Here is a 15,988-nt window from a genome sequence, read left to right on the forward strand (position 1 = left end):
TTAACAGTAACAAGCCGATTGGATTACAAAATCATATAAACGTAATAGGTAGATGTTCTCCTTATCTTAATCTCATTGAGATATCTCATATCAAAGGCCGCGAGCGAATTCGTTTTCACCTACGACATTGCCAATATGAATCACAAGGTAAAGTTTTTCAGAATCACTCATCTTGTGCCCATAGTTCTTTTCCATAAACTCAGCAATAATCCCTACACAAGCAAATGTCTTCGTGTGTTTTTTATGAATAATGTCAACAAATTCACTGTCGTGATTATTAATCACTTCTTTATTGTGAACGCGTTGCGCAAAAAACTTCAAATGGGTAATAAACCTTTGGTAATTTGTGGTTTCTTCATCCACTTTGATTTTAAAGTAATACTTCACTATGCTCTGAATTTGAAAAACAATTTTAGTGACTTCCTTAACATCACTAATATGTTGTCTATCCAACGCATTAATAATGTGAAGCGCAACGTTACATGCTTCATTTTTAGGTAACAAGGTATTATAACGAACTAAAATATGTTCTATCATCTCGCAAGCAAACTGATACTCGCGTTTATAATAGTTTTTTACTTCCCAATCCAGTGGATTTTTAATCTCAATCCCCTGTTCAGCTCGCTTAACTGCACAATCTAAATGGTCGGCTAACGCAATGAAAAGGCTATCATTAAAGTCAGTAGAGAGTGTTTCTTTAGCTCGTTCAATGATATCACTGGTCATTTGAACTATGCTGAGCGGCAAGCTTTCAATTAACGTTTTCAATCGTTCCGAAACCGCATCTCCTGCTTGCAGGCAGAACACTTTTTCTACTTTGTTAAGATCCACTTCACTACCGGTGCGAACAGCAAACCCTAACCCTTTTCCGGTTAAAATCACTTCCATCCCGTCACTAGCGACAGCGCTAACAACGTTATTATTTAATATCTGGACGACTTTCGGGTCTTTTAACGTCACCATCTTTATCTTTTCTTTCTCTATCTACGATTTTATTACGCCAAAAACGCAAAAAGGCGATTCTGTAGCACACAACTCCGGCAATTTAGCGGTTCATTGTATACACAGTCTCGCCCACTTAAGGTAACAATCTGTTCTTGGTTTAGATTATCCTCTAAATCTAAAACATCTAGTCACTTTACTAAAAAATGTGAAGATTCTCTTAAAAGTAAATAAAGAAAGAAAAGCCAAAGCTATTGAGAGCATCAATCTGTGCTCATGGCTGCTGCGAGCTTTTCTGTTGGAATACGCCCCGAGTCTAACACCATATCAATAGGAAGAGGGGCCACATAAGCGGTTGATTCACTGTCACTAAATATGTTTAAGCCGTAGACAAATGACATGATAACCACGGCCATAATCGCTAAATAAATTGTACCACGTTGTTTATTATTCATTTTTCTATCACTTATTACGGATAAATACATCAGTTATTTAAAATGGGAATGGACAACAGATACATCATCCCACAAATAGAAAAAACACGTCGTCTTAAATATGAGAATACAATAATGAGACACATAAAATAATGCCTAAACGATCAGTAACAATATATCCTTACACTTACTAATGTATTATTTATTCCCATACAAAAAACATGTTCAATCTATTTTTGCCAATCGATAGATATGATCATCATATATACCCAAGTAACCTCAAGATGCGGTTTCAGCGAGAATGTATTCGCTTATAGGCAAGGCACCGATTTGAATACATAGTTATTCTACGTAGAAAATCGGTAACGCAGCATAGAAGCGAATACAACTCGCCCTTTGGGAGCTCATCAACAAGCCCATTTCTGCGCCCAATGACGTTGAAAGGGAATGACCATTCCTGCCGTCATTGAGCTTGACCTGTGCTCGTTGATGAAGCTCTGAAGTCTGCATCTTGAGGTCATTTGGGTATACACTTTTCCGCAGATCGAGTAATTCTGTGGTACTACTTCAGCTAACTGAAAACCGCACTTACGCAATACTGATTCAGAAGCAACATTACCTTCGGTAACAACCGCTTCAAATTCATGAATACCGAGTTCGATACTGCTCCACTCAAGCAAGGCCATCAAACTCTCCGAACCGTAACCAAACCCAAAAAATTTGGGTAGAAAGAGATAGCCTATTTCAGCTACACCATCTTTGTAACAAAATCCGGTTATTCCAACTGGCTCCCCAGTTGCGATTTCAAACACAACGAGTGTAAGCCAATCACGGCTCTGCGTTGTCCACGGCTGACAGCGTCGCTCAAAGCGTGCTTCAATCTCATCAGTAGGCATGGGATCGAAACATTTGGCAATCACAATCGGGTTAACATGAAGTTCATGGAAAAAATCCCAATCTTGAACTTCAACTTGCCTCATTGCCAAACGAGAGCTTGAAAATTGATTCATAACACTCCTTCACACTAGCGCTGCTTCTATGTATTCAAATTAGAGCTTCGCCTGAGATCAAATACATTCTCTTTGAAACAACATCTTGAGATTATTTGGCTATCTCTATTAAAGAGCCATCACTTGTCACCGTTTATAACAAGCTAACAATAACGTGCGTTAACTACCAGCGTTCTGTTTCTTTAAATGGAATAATTATCAGTTGTTTTCTCAAATTCTGGTGCAAGATCAAACTTTATCCTCCTTAGGTATAATTGTTGTTTACTGTGACATCGGTATAGTCCGAGACAACGTCACGCTAGGTACAACATCATGAAAATCATTCATTCTCCGCTGCTCTTGCTAGGAATAATCAGCTTCAGCGCCTTAGGTGTAGAGGTTCACTCGCCCCCCTCCCATGCCTTTATCAGCCAAATGTCAGATATCGATTCAATTCAGCAAAAGCAGCCAAATGCTGAGGCTGAGCAATTGACTTTTGTTACGGCATCGGAATGTAACAATCAAACGTTACTCATGAACGCTAACTCATTGAAAAAAGAGAGCGTTGCTTATCATCAATACGTTGAAGAACTCTGGCAGCGGGCATTAAACAATGAATATTTTTATATTCAGACCCAAGGGTGCCCAATGAGTACCGATGAGTGGATAAGCAATATCCTACCGTGCAATGAAGCATTGTGTGGTAAACAATACGTCGCAGATAAACACGTTATTTGGCTCAATGCTCACCTAGAACCATCAAATCTACGTCAAGCGACTATCGGGATACGCACGCCTCTACTTTTTGATCAAGAGCGCCAACTTTGGCAAGTGACTGGCTACTTTGTCGAAAAAGGGAAATTGAGTGATCGTATCGCCTTGCAAGGTTTTACCGCCGAGTCATCATTAAAAAACAGTGAGTTTGTTGATGAATTATCATTGTTTTTCCCTAATGGCTCATTACGCCAAGTGTCTCATTTCAATCAACAAGGCAAGAAAAATGGCACTGAGCATCGCTATTATAAAACGGGGCAAATTCATCAAACCGCACGCTACTTAGATGGGCAGCTTAACGGCTCCGTTTTGACCTACCATGCGAACGGCAATATTGAAAGTAATGTGAACTTTATTCATGACGAACATGCCGATGGAGAATGCCTTCATTACAACGCCGAAGGAAATTTATCTCGTAGCCATACATTCAAAAAAGGCGATTTCGACGGTAAATACATCGATTACTTTGATAATGGCTTAGTAAAAACAGTTATTCAGTATGATAACGGCGTTATGATGCGCCGAGAAACCTTTCATGCTAATGGTCAACCAGAAAGCCTATACCAACTAAATAACAAACAAACCATTTCATTGCGCTATAACGTGCAAGGTAAGTTAATTAACCGCGATAGATTTGCCAAATACGCGTATGGAACTTATCCCCTAAGCCATGAAACTTGGTTCAGCAATGGCAATCGTTCGATTGAGGAAATATACGACGAGCGAGGACTGCGTCATGGAAAAATGCAGAGCTGGTATCAAAATGGTCAAACAAAAGAACTCGCAATATATGAGCATGGGCATCTTACTGAACAAAAACGCTTTTCACCTCAAGGCAAACAAACAGAAACAATAGCCTATTTACAGGATAAGAAAAACGGTCCACATAAAAAGTGGTCAGCTGAAACAGGCAAACTGATTTATGAACTTACCTATTCCATGGGCTTACCAGCCTCGGCAGAAAAACACTATGAGGCGCACTCTGGAGAGTTAGTTGAAATTAGGTATCTTGATAAAAACGGTCAACCACTGAATCATTTGTTCAACGGTCAAGCTCCAATCCAACGTTTTACACACGGCTCTCTGACATACATGCGCTGCGGGCAAGATAATTACTTGAGTGATGTCGACCAGTTAATGGCTAAAGCAAAAAACAATGATGGAGTGGCCCAATACGCCTTGGGACTCTTTTACCATCAGTGTAACGCAAAAGAACAAACATTAAACTGGTTAACTCAAGCCGCTGAAAACAATAATATCGATTCAATTCAGCTTCTTATTTCAATCTATCGTACTGCTGATGGAAATCAGCCTCAAACCAAAGGTGACCATATTGCTTGGCAATATATGCTTAAAGCGGTTGAGCTAAAACAACCCAACGCGCTATTTGAAGTGGGCTTTCACTATTTACCGAAAGAATTTGCTCAACACCTTTTTCAGGACTGGACGCAATACGATTTTGTCACACCGAATGAAAACTTAGCCTTTGCATATATAAAACAAGCCGCCGATCTAGGTAACCCCAAAGCTATATATGCGACCGGATTAATGTTCCAGTATGGTATTGGTGTCGATGCTTCTGACGAAATCGCATTACGTTACTTCCATAAATTACAAGACGTGTTACCTGATCTGGCACAAACGCTGATCGCCGCGCTGCCAACAGTAGAAGATAACTTACAATAATCTTGTGCGGAGAGTCTTACCGCTAACATCGAGTGATCAAAGGCGTTGTGTCGGAAGCCAACAACGCCTTTACTTTTTAAGCTCTGTCGACAACGTTTTAGAAAAATAGATTCTCTCACTGCCAAGCACGGGGAAATGACGTAAACGCCCCGTTTCATTAAAGCCCAGTAAGATATAAAAATTCGGCGCTTGTCCGACAAACGTATCAACGAAAAGGTGCGTTATCCCTTTCTCTTTGACCGTTGTTTCAAGGTGCAACATAAGTGCTCGCCCCCAGCCCATACCCCGCAGATGAGGTTCAATCCATAAATATTGAATATAAAGGCTGGTTGCTAACATGGAACCGCAAACACCTCCAACCACGCGCTCGCTATCATCGTGTAAAAAACACGCAACGTTTTGCTCTTTAAGATTGGGGAATTGTTGCTCATGCAGGGACATCAGTCCCTGATAAAGCTTGCCTATATCAGTAGAAGAAGGTTGAAATGTCGTGACGGTTTGCATCGCAATATTTATCCATGTTGATAACTCCACTCCAGACTAAGTGGTGGATAACTGCTGCAAGTTCCTTACAACCATTGATAATGGCAGACAAAAAAACGCAAGAGGGAAAGTTTACAAGTGAAGCTCGAGTGCAGAAGGAGTTAAGCCACTTGGTAACTCATCATAAACTCCCCTACGGGTTCATTATCGACTTGATATCGTTCTGGGATATAACTAACTTCCACGAAACCCAATTTGCGGTAGAGTTGAATTGCTGGCAGATTGGTATCGAGTACTTTGAGGTCGACCCAATTAATGCGCTGATTTTGTTTAGCGACATCTAATACCATAGAAAGTAACTGCTCACCAAGCCCATGGCCACGATAGCAATGAGCAACCCCAATCCCTAACCACACTCGGTCGTTATCATCATCAAATTCGTCGCGGCGTAAACTCACATCACCAATAATCTCTTTTTGCTCGTTTCTCGCTAACCATAGACGACGCCATGTTGGTTGATTTTGAGCAGCAGTAAGGCCTTGTTTATAAGCCTGTTTCAATGACTCTCCCCAAACCGATGTCCCCGGCGCATCTGGCATAAATAGTGGCGTATTACCCATGCCATTGGTGTCAAACTGTTGCTGTGCGTATCGATAAAACGCATCCAAATCTAAAACAGTCGCGGGAGTAATGAAAACCGAAGAGAGCCTAGCCATGCTCTATCTCATCAAGCGCTTTTGCTTTTGCCCTAGCGCCAAGAAAGTCGAAATCAAGGCCCTGTAAAGCCAACAGGCTATCAATGGCAGGGTATAGGTCTCCCAGCGTATCACTTAAGGAACTGCGCAGTGTTTCAATCACTTTCTGACTGCCCCGCTCTATTTCCACATTAAGCCAATCGCCAACAAACTTCTGTCCAAAAACACTCATTTGAGATGCAGTATTAGCCAAAGAAACGGTAAAGACATTTTGCTCTTGGTCCACCTCTAAAACAGATACACTGGCACCGTTTAACGCGACCCGACAGCCAACCACCAGATAACGATGCCACATGTTAGGAAACGACAATTGGTAAACTCGCTGCTGATCTCGCATATCTACATCATTTATTTGGGCTTTAAAGTCGATATTCCCGGTCAACCGATGGCCATAACGATCCTTAGACTGCTGATCTGCACAGGTGAGATGAACAAAAGCCCCAGGTTGCACCGAAATAAGTCCGATGTCATTCTCTTGATATCGTTCCGCTTGTAATACCAAAACATCATTAGCTTGGCACTGAGTGACGCAAAAGCGACCCCCATCCACACAAACCCACTGACCTGCCGCTACCTGTAAGTAGAAGTCATGATGGCAACGCAACGAAATTTCTCTAGACGAGTCTTTTTCCGCACTAGTCAACACTTTACCTAACGATTGAACCACACCTGAGAACATCTTTTATTGCCTTTACTGTAATTAAGTTCCGTGAACTAGTCCATTTGCAATTCGACTACCATTCACTACAAAAATGGATGGGCATATTTAATTTAGAGTAGATATACTAATCAAATGCATTAAAAAAATCTAATACAAGATTCACAAGAATATCCTTTTTAAATCAATATTATTACGCCATAAAGACAGAAGAGTAGACACAATTTTTCCACTTGAGAAAAGTGAAATTAAGTTCACAACCAACTATTTTTACCAATGTCGCTCTAATGAGACAAATATCAGCCACTATTTACTTAGTTATCATAAAGATGCGTTAGCTATAATTACCAATTAGCCAGTCCCATATAGACCTCTAAGCCCTCCTATCAGTTGTAACTCATTCGCCATAGTGATAAGCTCGCGCGAATTTACTTCGTATAATCCCAATAATAAGGTTTGGGAGTTTCTACCAAGAGCCTCAACTCTTGATTATGAAGTCTGTAACTTTATGTCCTCATTTTGTAAAGGTAGAGACTGATGAACTATCACAACCTTCCAAAAATAGACCTCCATTGTCATTTAGACGGTAGCGTACGTCCTGAAACCATCATTGATTTGGCTCGAGAACAAAATATCACTCTACCAAGTGACGATATCGAAACCATTCGCTCTTTAATGATTGCTCCTGAGACTTGCCCAAACCTTGGCGAGTATCTATTACGTTTCGAATTACCCCTTTCCGTAATGCAAACAGCGGAAGCGATAGAACGTATCTCATTTGAAGTATTTGAAGATGCCGCAAAAGAGAACGTCAAATACCTTGAAATGCGCTATGGCCCAATGTTACACCTCAATCAAGGGCTGACACTTGACCAAGTAATCAGCAGTGCAGTGAAAGGCATGAAACGTGCAGAAGAAATGTACGACATCAAGGGTAACTACATTCTCTCTATTTTGCGTCACATGCCAAAAGAAACCATTAAGTCGGTTCTTGATGCCGGTGCAAAATATCTCAATGACGGAGTGGTTGCTTTCGACTTAGCCGGTGGTGAAGCGGACGGTTTTTGCCATGAATTCATTCCATATGCGCAATACGCGATTGAAAAAGGTTATCGAGTCACCATTCATGCTGGCGAACAAGGTTGCGGACAGAATGTCTATGACGCCGTGAGCCTCTTAGGTGCTGAGCGTGTTGGACATGGTATTCATATTAAGAACCACGCCGATGCGTATCAGTTGGTGAAGCAAGAGTCTATTACATTAGAAACGTGCCCAAGCAGTAACGTACAAACCAAAGCAGTGGATAACTTAAGTAGTCATCCAATTAAAGCGTTCTATAAAGATAGTATTCTTATCACAATCAATACCGACAACCGCACGGTTTCTAATACCACAATGACAGACGAAGTCCGTAAGGTGTTTGAGCAATTTGAGCTGACTTTCGAAGATTACGCGGCAATTTACAAAACCAGCGTCGCGAATGCGTTTGCCACAGACGAGGTAAAACAGCATCTACTAAGTTTTATATAGATATACCCAAATGACCTCACGACACGGTTAAAGAGTTAAGGGAAGTATTACTTCCCTTTTTTATTGAATTTATGGGATCGTTTCCAACACTTAAGCTGATTCATTTATACTCAGCAAATTGCAATGCTATTAACTTTATATTTTATTTACCAATCAATAAGTGGTAAAGTTAGCATTAGTTTTTACTTAAATTCACTATTATCTCCATGCGAATCTTTCTTTGCACTTTTTTACAATAAAGTTCAAAGAAAGATTTTATTTTTTAGTGAACTCATTGCAATGACTCTATCGACTGGTGTCGGAATAAGAATCTCATTGCACTTTTATTCAAAACAATTTGGTCGATTAACGCTTATTAAAATGCTCTAACTAATCGGTCAAGAATTAGTTTTGAATTCTTTATTGAATGCTTAAGATATATCATGCACAGGTCCTTAAATGTACAAGACTGAACGTCTGAAAGTGTTTTCAGCGAACTTGCCTTTTTTAGTTTCAGTAAACATAGGTATCTCCACCATTTTGGTGATTAGTGGGATCTATGACGGCATCAGCACAGACAAACTTTTTTGGATGTTCTCTATCTACGCCGTCTCAGCGTTACGGCTCTTTTTTCATTACGGTATTAGTTCGACCAATCCTCATAAGTTAGATTTCCATTTTTTTGGTGTGGTCCTCGCAGGTGTTGTTTGGGCCAGTTACCCCTATCTGTTCCACCAGAACTTTACGATAAAGCAAGAGATGGTTGCACTTATCATCTTTTGTGGCATGTCTGGCGGTAGTGCCAGCTTGCTGTCCGCTGATTTACGCTCTTCAATCGCCTTTACGACTATTACGGTGATTCCCTTCTGTTTAGTGCTAATGGGAATGGGACCGGATGAAAAAGCGATTGGCATCATGGGGATTGGCTATGCCATTGCGCTTTGCCTTAGCGCAGTACGTAGCTCAACCTTTATCATCAACTCGATTCGTAGCCAGCTTCATGTCGAGAGCTTGGTTGCTAACTTAGAAAGTGAAGTAGAAAAACGAACGGCAAAGATTTTAACCCTTGAACAGAAAGATATGCTCACCGGATTATATAACCGGACTAGCTTCACAACTAAAGTTGAAATGGTTCAAGATCAAGCTTTTGAACAACAAAATAATATCGAAACTTTTATCCATATTAATTTGGAAGCCTTTCATATTATTAACGATAATTACGGCCATGAATTTGGCGACTTAGTATTAACTCTTATTGGTAAGCGATTAACTAACATAGATAAATATTACGGTTCAGTTTCTGCTCGTTGGGGCAACGATGAGTTTATTATTTATCTTTCAACTCAATCGACCTATACCGTAAATGAGTATATTGATTTAGTAAGAGAGAAACTTTCTGAGCCAATTCAGCATAATAATATTCGCGTATCTCTCACCTTTCACATTGGTTATTTTGACGGCAGTGAACCAATGCCAATATTGAGAGCAATTAAAAACGCGCAATTGGCGATGAGCGATGGAAAGAAAAACCATATTCGTGTTCGAGCATTCGATCAAGATATTCAAGATCAATATGAACGCAAAGAATATTTAAGATCAGAAATGCTCAAAGCCATTGAAAACCAGACTTTTTTCATGAATTATCAACCGATTGTTGATATAAAGACACAACGCATCCATAGCTTTGAAGCTCTCGTACGTTGGAAAGTCGCGGGAGAGCCTATTGCCCCAGACGAATTTATTGCAATAGCAGAAGAAAACGGCTTGATCACAGATCTGGGTAAGTTAATCATGAAAATGTCGTTGATGGCTCTTAATAGAGTGAATCAACGCCATCCTCAGGTCGCGATATCGATAAACGTTTCCGCCATAGAATTTGAGCATGATGATTTTATTAATTATCTTGATTTTCTCATTCATCAATATTCTATCATTACTCAAAATATTCATTTAGAAATTACGGAAACCGCGATGATTTCTAATTTGGCTCGACTGAGCAATGTGATCAAACGCCTAAAAAATAAAGGTATCATGATTTCAGTAGATGATTTTGGAACTGGCTTTTCATCCATTTCTGTTCTTAAGAACTTAAGTGTCGATTTCATTAAAATCGACAAAACTTACGTTGACGATATCTGCAATAATGAAAAGGACCAAAGCATCGTTTCTGCTGTTACTAAGATGGCGCACACCATTAACAGTAAAGTGATTGCTGAAGGTGTAGAGTTACCCGAACAACTCGCGATTCTACGTTCAAGTGATGTCGATTTTATTCAAGGATACTTGTTTAGCAAACCAGTATCGTTTGAAACCATGCTCACGCAACTGGCTTACGAATAACCGTAATTTACGATAGCATGGCTTGTTTATCTCTGATTTAACAAGCTATGCTACTGCTTGTCTAGAGCGATAAAGAGCAGAATGAGCAAGAGTGTAATCCCCTTGTATCTCTTGTTGAATATGCGCTCCATATAATTGTTCAAGTGGCTTGCCGTAAGCATACACTTCTAGCTCCTCACCCGTCACTTGTTCAATGACCGTCAGTTCAACACGACGATAACCATCAGCGACATCAATGCGTTCGAGCACATCCATCTCACCTAATACGCCATCATCAACAAGAAAAACTTGTCCCTGAACCTGATGGCCGAAGCCGCGATTTAAAATCAACCAAGGTGAATAACGTTCCCCTACCAAATAAAGAGGGTAACGATTCTTCGTTTGAAAGTTTCCCGGGTAACGCACACCTTTATTGATGGCAAAGTTCGGAAAACCTTCTTTTAATGTCCCAAAGACAAACACCTTATGCATGGAAATATCCTTATTTCTGTCGGCAGAAAGATGTACCATTCTCGGTACACTCAAAAATGTCATAGAGCCACCGCATACCATTTAGTCCAACCTACCAAAAGAACCGCGGCAAAGGCGCCCCACACTAACGTTGCTAAAGTCAATGTCCACATCAAGTTGTAGCGATAGCTAAAATAATAAACAGCGACCAAATATGCCGCGTAAGGAAGCAGAGAATAGAGCCCGAATAAGACTGTTGACCGTAATTCTTCCATTGTTCGCTCAGAACCAACAATGTAGTGAGCAATCAACGCGAAGGTAGGAAACAGTGGCACCAAACCTGAAATATAGAAACTCTTACTCTTCGACAATAACGCAATCAGCAATACAGCCAACGCTCCTAAACTGCACTTGGCAAATAAAGCGACCACTCATCTATCCCTATATGAAACGTATCCCTTAACCATTGTGTATGCGCATTATGCTCATAATTATGCGTTAAAAACCAGCTTCAATTTTGGACATTTTCTTTTTAGTTGAGAATCATTACCAGATCATTAAGCGAATTGCCTACAGATAAGGTGCTTAAATGATATGGCAGATCTCACCCAAACGATTGAACGAGAACGACCGACAAAAACCATGATGCGTAATGAGTAACCTCTGCTCTAGTGAGTTGAAGTACTCTGCAATTCAACAAAATGGTTTATCGCTGGATAAGTTACGCTGGTACAATTACTTGGCAGAGTATCGAATGGGTACCAACGTATCTCTCTGCACAAATGAGGCTCAGCGTTATGTAATTCACCTTGCCACTCATGGCAATAGAACACGTAATGGCACAAACCGTCATTTTCATCAAAGATATCGCAAATCAGTGATAACGATGTGACTTCAACGCCGACTTCTTCTTTTGCTTCTCGAATGGCCGCTTGAGCCGGAGACTCATTGGGTTCAACTCTACCGAACGGCAGCCCCCATAAATCACTTAGATGACGAGTATTCTCCCGATAACCAAGTAATACATGGTTATCTTGCGCAAAAATAATGTGTACTACATCCACAATAAGCTCTCCTTTTCCGTTTTTATGGGGGGCGAACTATCTTACTCAGATTAATGTATGTTGATTGATTTAATTTGATCCACTCCAAGCCCTAATAGAGTGCCGAATATCAAGCCTAGTGCCATGTTTCCCATCGACCATCCTACTAAAGTGCCTAATCCTAATCCCCAGGCATAAAACTTGCCATTACCTGTTTTCATGCGCATCATTTCTTCCCTGTTTTTGTGTTGTGTACATCTGTTTTGACTCTGCTCTTTTATGGCAGGTTAGTTTCAGATTACCTCTTTGACGTAAAGTTTCAATCTCCAAATTGACAAAGTTAGACATTAATTTCACAGAGGTTATGTACACAAAAACCTGCCATTATCATTAACTCATTGAGCATTCACATCACAAATAAATATCAAAAAAATGGAGCTAAGAAGAATCTTAGCTCCATTTTGCTTAGCTCAGTGGCATGACACTCTTTGGTGCCGATTATTATCATTTTGCTCACTGATAAATAGCCAACCCTTTGCGGGTCTACCTTCTAACTCTCTGACGTCGTTAGTAAAGGATTCGTCGTTTGATAAGTATCATAGCGACGAGGCCGTTATCGTGAGAATCGTAAACTTACAAAATTCCGCTATGTCAGAGCCATACTGAGTTAATAGCGCCAAAATGCCTTAGAAAAGATGATGAGAACGGGGAAAATTTCCAGTCGGCCAAATATCATAGCTAAACACATTAACCATTTAGCAGGGTCTTTTAATGGAGCAAACCCAGCAGCCGTTTCTCCCCACCCTAATCCCATGTTATTTATACAAGCCGCGACCGTACCATAAGCCGTCTTGAAATCGTGCCCGATGGCGACCAGCCCCCAAATAAAGAAGCAGGTAAAAAAGATCCATAGGAAAAACAGCCCCCAAACTGAGCGCATTACACGATCATTGACCTTCTCTCCCGCCACTTTAGTGGTCAATAGTGCATTAGGACGCACTAGCTGGTGTATCTCTGTCCGACCTTGGCGAAACAATAACAAAAAACGCATCGCTTTAATGCCACCACAGGTTGAACCAAAGCAGCCACCAAAGAAACTGGCTCCCATTAAAAGTAACACCACCGCATCTGGCCACTGCGGGAAACCTGCAGCACCTAAGCCATTATCGGTCATAACCGATACGGCTTGGAAAAAACCGTGCACAAAGGCATCTGATAAACCAAAAGTGTGGGTACGTATCAGTTCTAACCAAGTAATCAATACCACAATACCCATGATGAGCATCATGAATTTGAATTCCGAATTACTCCAAATCGGTTTCAAACTGCGTTTCATGATCGCCACATAGTAGAGTGAGAAATTGACCGCAGCGAATATAGAAAATACGCCTCCAACCAATTCTATGGCAACGCTATTGTAATACCCCAAGCTATCGCCATGTGTAGAAAAACCGCCCAGTGAAACCGTTGATAGACTATGACAAATGGCATCGAACCAGTTCATACCTGCCCAGTAATAGGCCAACGTTGTTACCACAGCAAGTAAACTGTACAAGCCCCACATGCTGCGTGCCGTATCGGCCAAACGCGGCGTGAGTTTTTCCTCTTTCATTGGTCCCGGCATTTCAGATTGATAAAGCCTTGCACCACCAATCCCTAGAAAAGGCATGATGGCAACGGCCAATACGATGATCCCGAGACCACCGAGGAAATTGAGCTGCGCGCGAAAAAACAATATCGACTTAGGCAAGCTATCAATATTCGCTAGCACCGACGCCCCTGTTGTGGTGATACCGGAAACCCCCTCAAATAACGCATCGGTAAAAGAGAGGTCGAGACGACGATCGAGATAAAATGGCATTGCACTCATGATGGAGAAAATCAGCCAAAATAGACAGGCCACCATAAAACCATCGCGCTTTTGTAAATACTTATCCTCGCTTTTATTCGTGAGCTTCCAACCGATTAAACCAATCACTAACGAAACAACACACGTGAGGAAAAAGGGCGTGATATAACCATCGCGATACAGCCAAGCAACGCCCATAGGCACTAACATGGTTAAGCTGTAAATGATGATCAGAAAGCTACAAAGATGCAGCACGGTTCCCACCCTTGAGTGAGAGCGTAAATATGAGTGAATGTTCATGATTTGCAGAAAGATTACTGTTTGGTTAAGACCTGAGTAAGCAGCCGGTAACCTAAGCCAGGTTCCGTTTTTAGTAGCTGCTGTTCATCGACACTGTCGCGCAACTTGCGCCGTAGTTGGCTAACCAACACTCTCAGGTAATGAGTATCTTCGGTGTGGGTGGCTCCCCAAATATTTTTTAGAAGATCGGTTTGTTTGATCAGTTTGTTCGGATGTTTGGCTAACATGCACAAAAAGGCGAATTCCTTTTTAGTTAATGCCAGTTCTTGCTCATCAAGCCAAAGCTGATGACTGTTTTGCAGCAAACGAATTCGTCCACAGTGCAATTCATCTGCCCCTTTTGTCTCATCAACTAAATCCCGGAGTAACACTTTAATGCGGACCATTAACTCTCTGATACCAAAAGGCTTACTCAGATAGTCGTTTGCCCCAGCTTCGAGCAACCGTATTTTTTCGTCTTCTTCATCACGGGCGGTCAAGATCAACACCGGAATACGGCTCTGGCTTCTTAGGTGATCAAGTAAACGAATACCATCACCATCAGGTAAACCTAAATCCAATACCACGGCATCAATTCCGCCTTGCTCCAACATAACCATCGCTTCAGCAATAGAGTGCGCGCCGCAATATTCTAATCCCTCAGCCACCAGCGAGATACGAATAAAGGTATGAATTTGCAGCTCATCATCTACCACTAAAATTTTATGCGCCACAATGTGTTACTCCCGATTGAATCGGTAAGGTGATCCGAAATGTGCTGCCCTCTTGCTGAGCAATCGCCTCAATTGAGCCTTGGTGAGCTGCAATCAAACCTCGAGCAACCGCTAACCCTAATCCGGTACCACTGTCGTTATGTTTAAGCCCTTTTTGCGAGTAGAATAGCTCAAACATTTGCTCCGCTTGTTCTGGTGAAAATCCAATACCTTGGTCTTTTACATCCAAAATAACTGCATTCCCCTCCAGATAAAGTGACAACGTCACTATAGAGTCGAGCGGAGAATAACGCAGCGCATTATCCACCACATTAAACAGCGCTTGTGAGATCAAACTAGAACTTAACGACAGCATAGGCAGAGGCTGCTTGTTATCCACTACCACTCGCGACGCTCGCTCGCCTAAGCGTGCTAATACGAGGGAAACGACCTGTAACAGCGACTCTTCTTCCTTATTGACTTTCAAAGCACCGTGTTGCAGCTTGGTCGCTTGCAACAAGTTTTCAATGTACTGATGAAGGCGATGACTCTCTTGCGTGGCGCTGTCGAGCAACTCATCGGTTTCCACTTTCGAGAGCAACGCTTGATACTCTTTCAAAGTACTTAACGTGCCAATAATGGTCGCCAAAGGAGTGCGCAAATCGTGAGAGACAGATAAGAGTATCTGGTTGCGTAACTGCGCTTGTTTTAACGCATCTTGTTGACGCTTATACCGCTCCGCCAATTGGCTGGTCAATAAGGCGACACCAATAAACACTAGGAGATTAATAATGTCATCTTGTCGCCACATCACCAAAGAAAAACGCGGAATCGTAAACAAGAAATTAAAACACACAGCCCCGATAATAGCCGCAATAAATGCGTATTTACCATCGCAGTAAAAAGCGACCAGCACCACCGCAAGTTCTAATAACAATAACACGGCAACGGCCGACTCTAATGCGACATCAAGTCCGTAGCTGCAAACTAATGCAGTCGATACAATGATTGCGGTAAAGAGCCAACGCTGACCAATTGTTGTCGGTGTCATGGAGATCGTCATCTTGTTCATCAGTGGCGGCAC

16 protein-coding genes, 1 pseudogene and 1 riboswitch are annotated in these 15,988 nt (G+C 41.4%); of the genes and pseudogenes, 3 read left to right on the plus strand and 14 right to left on the minus strand.

The window, feature by feature from the left end; translation table 11 throughout:
• Positions 1-90 precede the first annotated feature (90 nt).
• The 4 genes and pseudogenes from licT to JCM16456_RS24190 all read right to left on the minus strand — a co-directional run.
• Complete coding sequence (licT, locus tag JCM16456_RS08480; RefSeq protein ID WP_068713806.1) at positions 91-963, minus strand: BglG family transcription antiterminator LicT; 873 nt, start codon at positions 961-963, stop codon at positions 91-93.
• 242 nt (positions 964-1,205) lie between these two features.
• On the minus strand, positions 1,206-1,397 hold the full coding sequence (locus JCM16456_RS08485) for a hypothetical protein (protein WP_068713807.1): 192 nt from the start codon (positions 1,395-1,397) through the stop codon (positions 1,206-1,208).
• 321 nt (positions 1,398-1,718) lie between these two features.
• The gene (locus tag JCM16456_RS24185) at positions 1,719-1,886 is read right to left on the minus strand and encodes a hypothetical protein (RefSeq protein WP_231894451.1); all 168 of its coding nucleotides are present in this window, start codon (positions 1,884-1,886) and stop codon (positions 1,719-1,721) included.
• 77 nt (positions 1,887-1,963) lie between these two features.
• Positions 1,964-2,386 (minus strand): annotated as a pseudogene (locus JCM16456_RS24190) (GNAT family N-acetyltransferase); the annotation flags it as partial.
• Positions 2,387-2,698: 312 nt separating this feature from the next.
• Here JCM16456_RS24190 and JCM16456_RS08495 point away from each other — a divergent pair.
• A complete protein-coding gene (locus JCM16456_RS08495) occupies positions 2,699-4,825 on the plus strand; it encodes an SEL1-like repeat protein (RefSeq protein ID WP_068713808.1) in 2,127 nt (708 codons plus the stop codon).
• Positions 4,826-4,894: 69 nt separating this feature from the next.
• Here the strand turns inward: JCM16456_RS08495 and JCM16456_RS08500 are convergent, their stop codons facing one another.
• From JCM16456_RS08500 to JCM16456_RS08510, 3 genes are all read right to left on the minus strand, one after another.
• Entirely contained in the window at positions 4,895-5,329 is a 435-nt protein-coding gene (locus JCM16456_RS08500; RefSeq protein WP_068713809.1) for a GNAT family N-acetyltransferase, read from the minus strand.
• 140 nt (positions 5,330-5,469) lie between these two features.
• Positions 5,470-6,024 (minus strand): GNAT family N-acetyltransferase, encoded by a 555-nt coding sequence (locus JCM16456_RS08505; RefSeq protein WP_068713810.1) that lies wholly within the window; start codon positions 6,022-6,024, stop codon positions 5,470-5,472.
• On the minus strand, positions 6,017-6,742 hold the full coding sequence (locus JCM16456_RS08510) for a riboflavin synthase (protein ID WP_068713811.1): 726 nt from the start codon (positions 6,740-6,742) through the stop codon (positions 6,017-6,019). Before JCM16456_RS08510 ends, JCM16456_RS08505 begins: the two co-directional genes overlap by 8 nt.
• A gap of 392 nt (positions 6,743-7,134) precedes the next feature.
• Positions 7,135-7,233, plus strand: a riboswitch (purine riboswitch).
• 25 nt (positions 7,234-7,258) lie between these two features.
• On the opposite strand from JCM16456_RS08510, the gene add reads away from it, so the two are divergent.
• Both add and JCM16456_RS08520 read left to right on the plus strand, forming a co-directional pair.
• Positions 7,259-8,251, plus strand: a complete 993-nt coding sequence (gene add, locus JCM16456_RS08515) for an adenosine deaminase (protein WP_068713812.1) — start codon at positions 7,259-7,261, stop codon at positions 8,249-8,251.
• Positions 8,252-8,689: 438 nt separating this feature from the next.
• Positions 8,690-10,570, plus strand: coding sequence for a putative bifunctional diguanylate cyclase/phosphodiesterase (locus tag JCM16456_RS08520; RefSeq protein WP_068713813.1), 1,881 nt, complete (start codon positions 8,690-8,692; stop codon positions 10,568-10,570).
• Between the two features lie 45 nt (positions 10,571-10,615).
• Here the strand turns inward: JCM16456_RS08520 and JCM16456_RS08525 are convergent, their stop codons facing one another.
• The 7 genes from JCM16456_RS08525 to JCM16456_RS08550 all read right to left on the minus strand — a co-directional run bounded on the left by JCM16456_RS08525 (position 10,616) and on the right by JCM16456_RS08550 (position 15,976).
• A complete protein-coding gene (locus JCM16456_RS08525; RefSeq protein ID WP_068713814.1) occupies positions 10,616-11,041 on the minus strand; it encodes a gamma-glutamylcyclotransferase family protein in 426 nt (141 codons plus the stop codon).
• A gap of 59 nt (positions 11,042-11,100) precedes the next feature.
• Positions 11,101-11,451, minus strand: coding sequence for a GlpM family protein (locus JCM16456_RS08530; protein ID WP_068713815.1), 351 nt, complete (start codon positions 11,449-11,451; stop codon positions 11,101-11,103).
• A gap of 237 nt (positions 11,452-11,688) precedes the next feature.
• Positions 11,689-12,084, minus strand: a complete 396-nt coding sequence (locus JCM16456_RS08535) for an NUDIX domain-containing protein (protein WP_231894396.1) — start codon at positions 12,082-12,084, stop codon at positions 11,689-11,691.
• 50 nt (positions 12,085-12,134) lie between these two features.
• Entirely contained in the window at positions 12,135-12,284 is a 150-nt protein-coding gene (locus tag JCM16456_RS24000; RefSeq protein ID WP_162266518.1) for a hypothetical protein, read from the minus strand.
• 446 nt (positions 12,285-12,730) lie between these two features.
• Positions 12,731-14,167 carry a TrkH family potassium uptake protein gene (locus JCM16456_RS08540; protein WP_231894397.1) on the minus strand — a complete coding sequence of 479 codons (1,437 nt, stop codon included), beginning with the start codon at positions 14,165-14,167 and terminating at the stop codon, positions 12,731-12,733.
• A gap of 59 nt (positions 14,168-14,226) precedes the next feature.
• On the minus strand, positions 14,227-14,925 hold the full coding sequence (locus tag JCM16456_RS08545) for a response regulator transcription factor (protein ID WP_068713817.1): 699 nt from the start codon (positions 14,923-14,925) through the stop codon (positions 14,227-14,229).
• On the minus strand, positions 14,915-15,976 hold the full coding sequence (locus JCM16456_RS08550) for a sensor histidine kinase (RefSeq protein WP_408068368.1): 1,062 nt from the start codon (positions 15,974-15,976) through the stop codon (positions 14,915-14,917). Before JCM16456_RS08550 ends, JCM16456_RS08545 begins: the two co-directional genes overlap by 11 nt.
• Positions 15,977-15,988: the final 12 nt, after the last annotated feature.

Source organism: Vibrio tritonius (genome assembly GCF_001547935.1).
Classification (GTDB): Bacteria; Pseudomonadota; Gammaproteobacteria; order Enterobacterales; family Vibrionaceae; genus Vibrio; species Vibrio tritonius.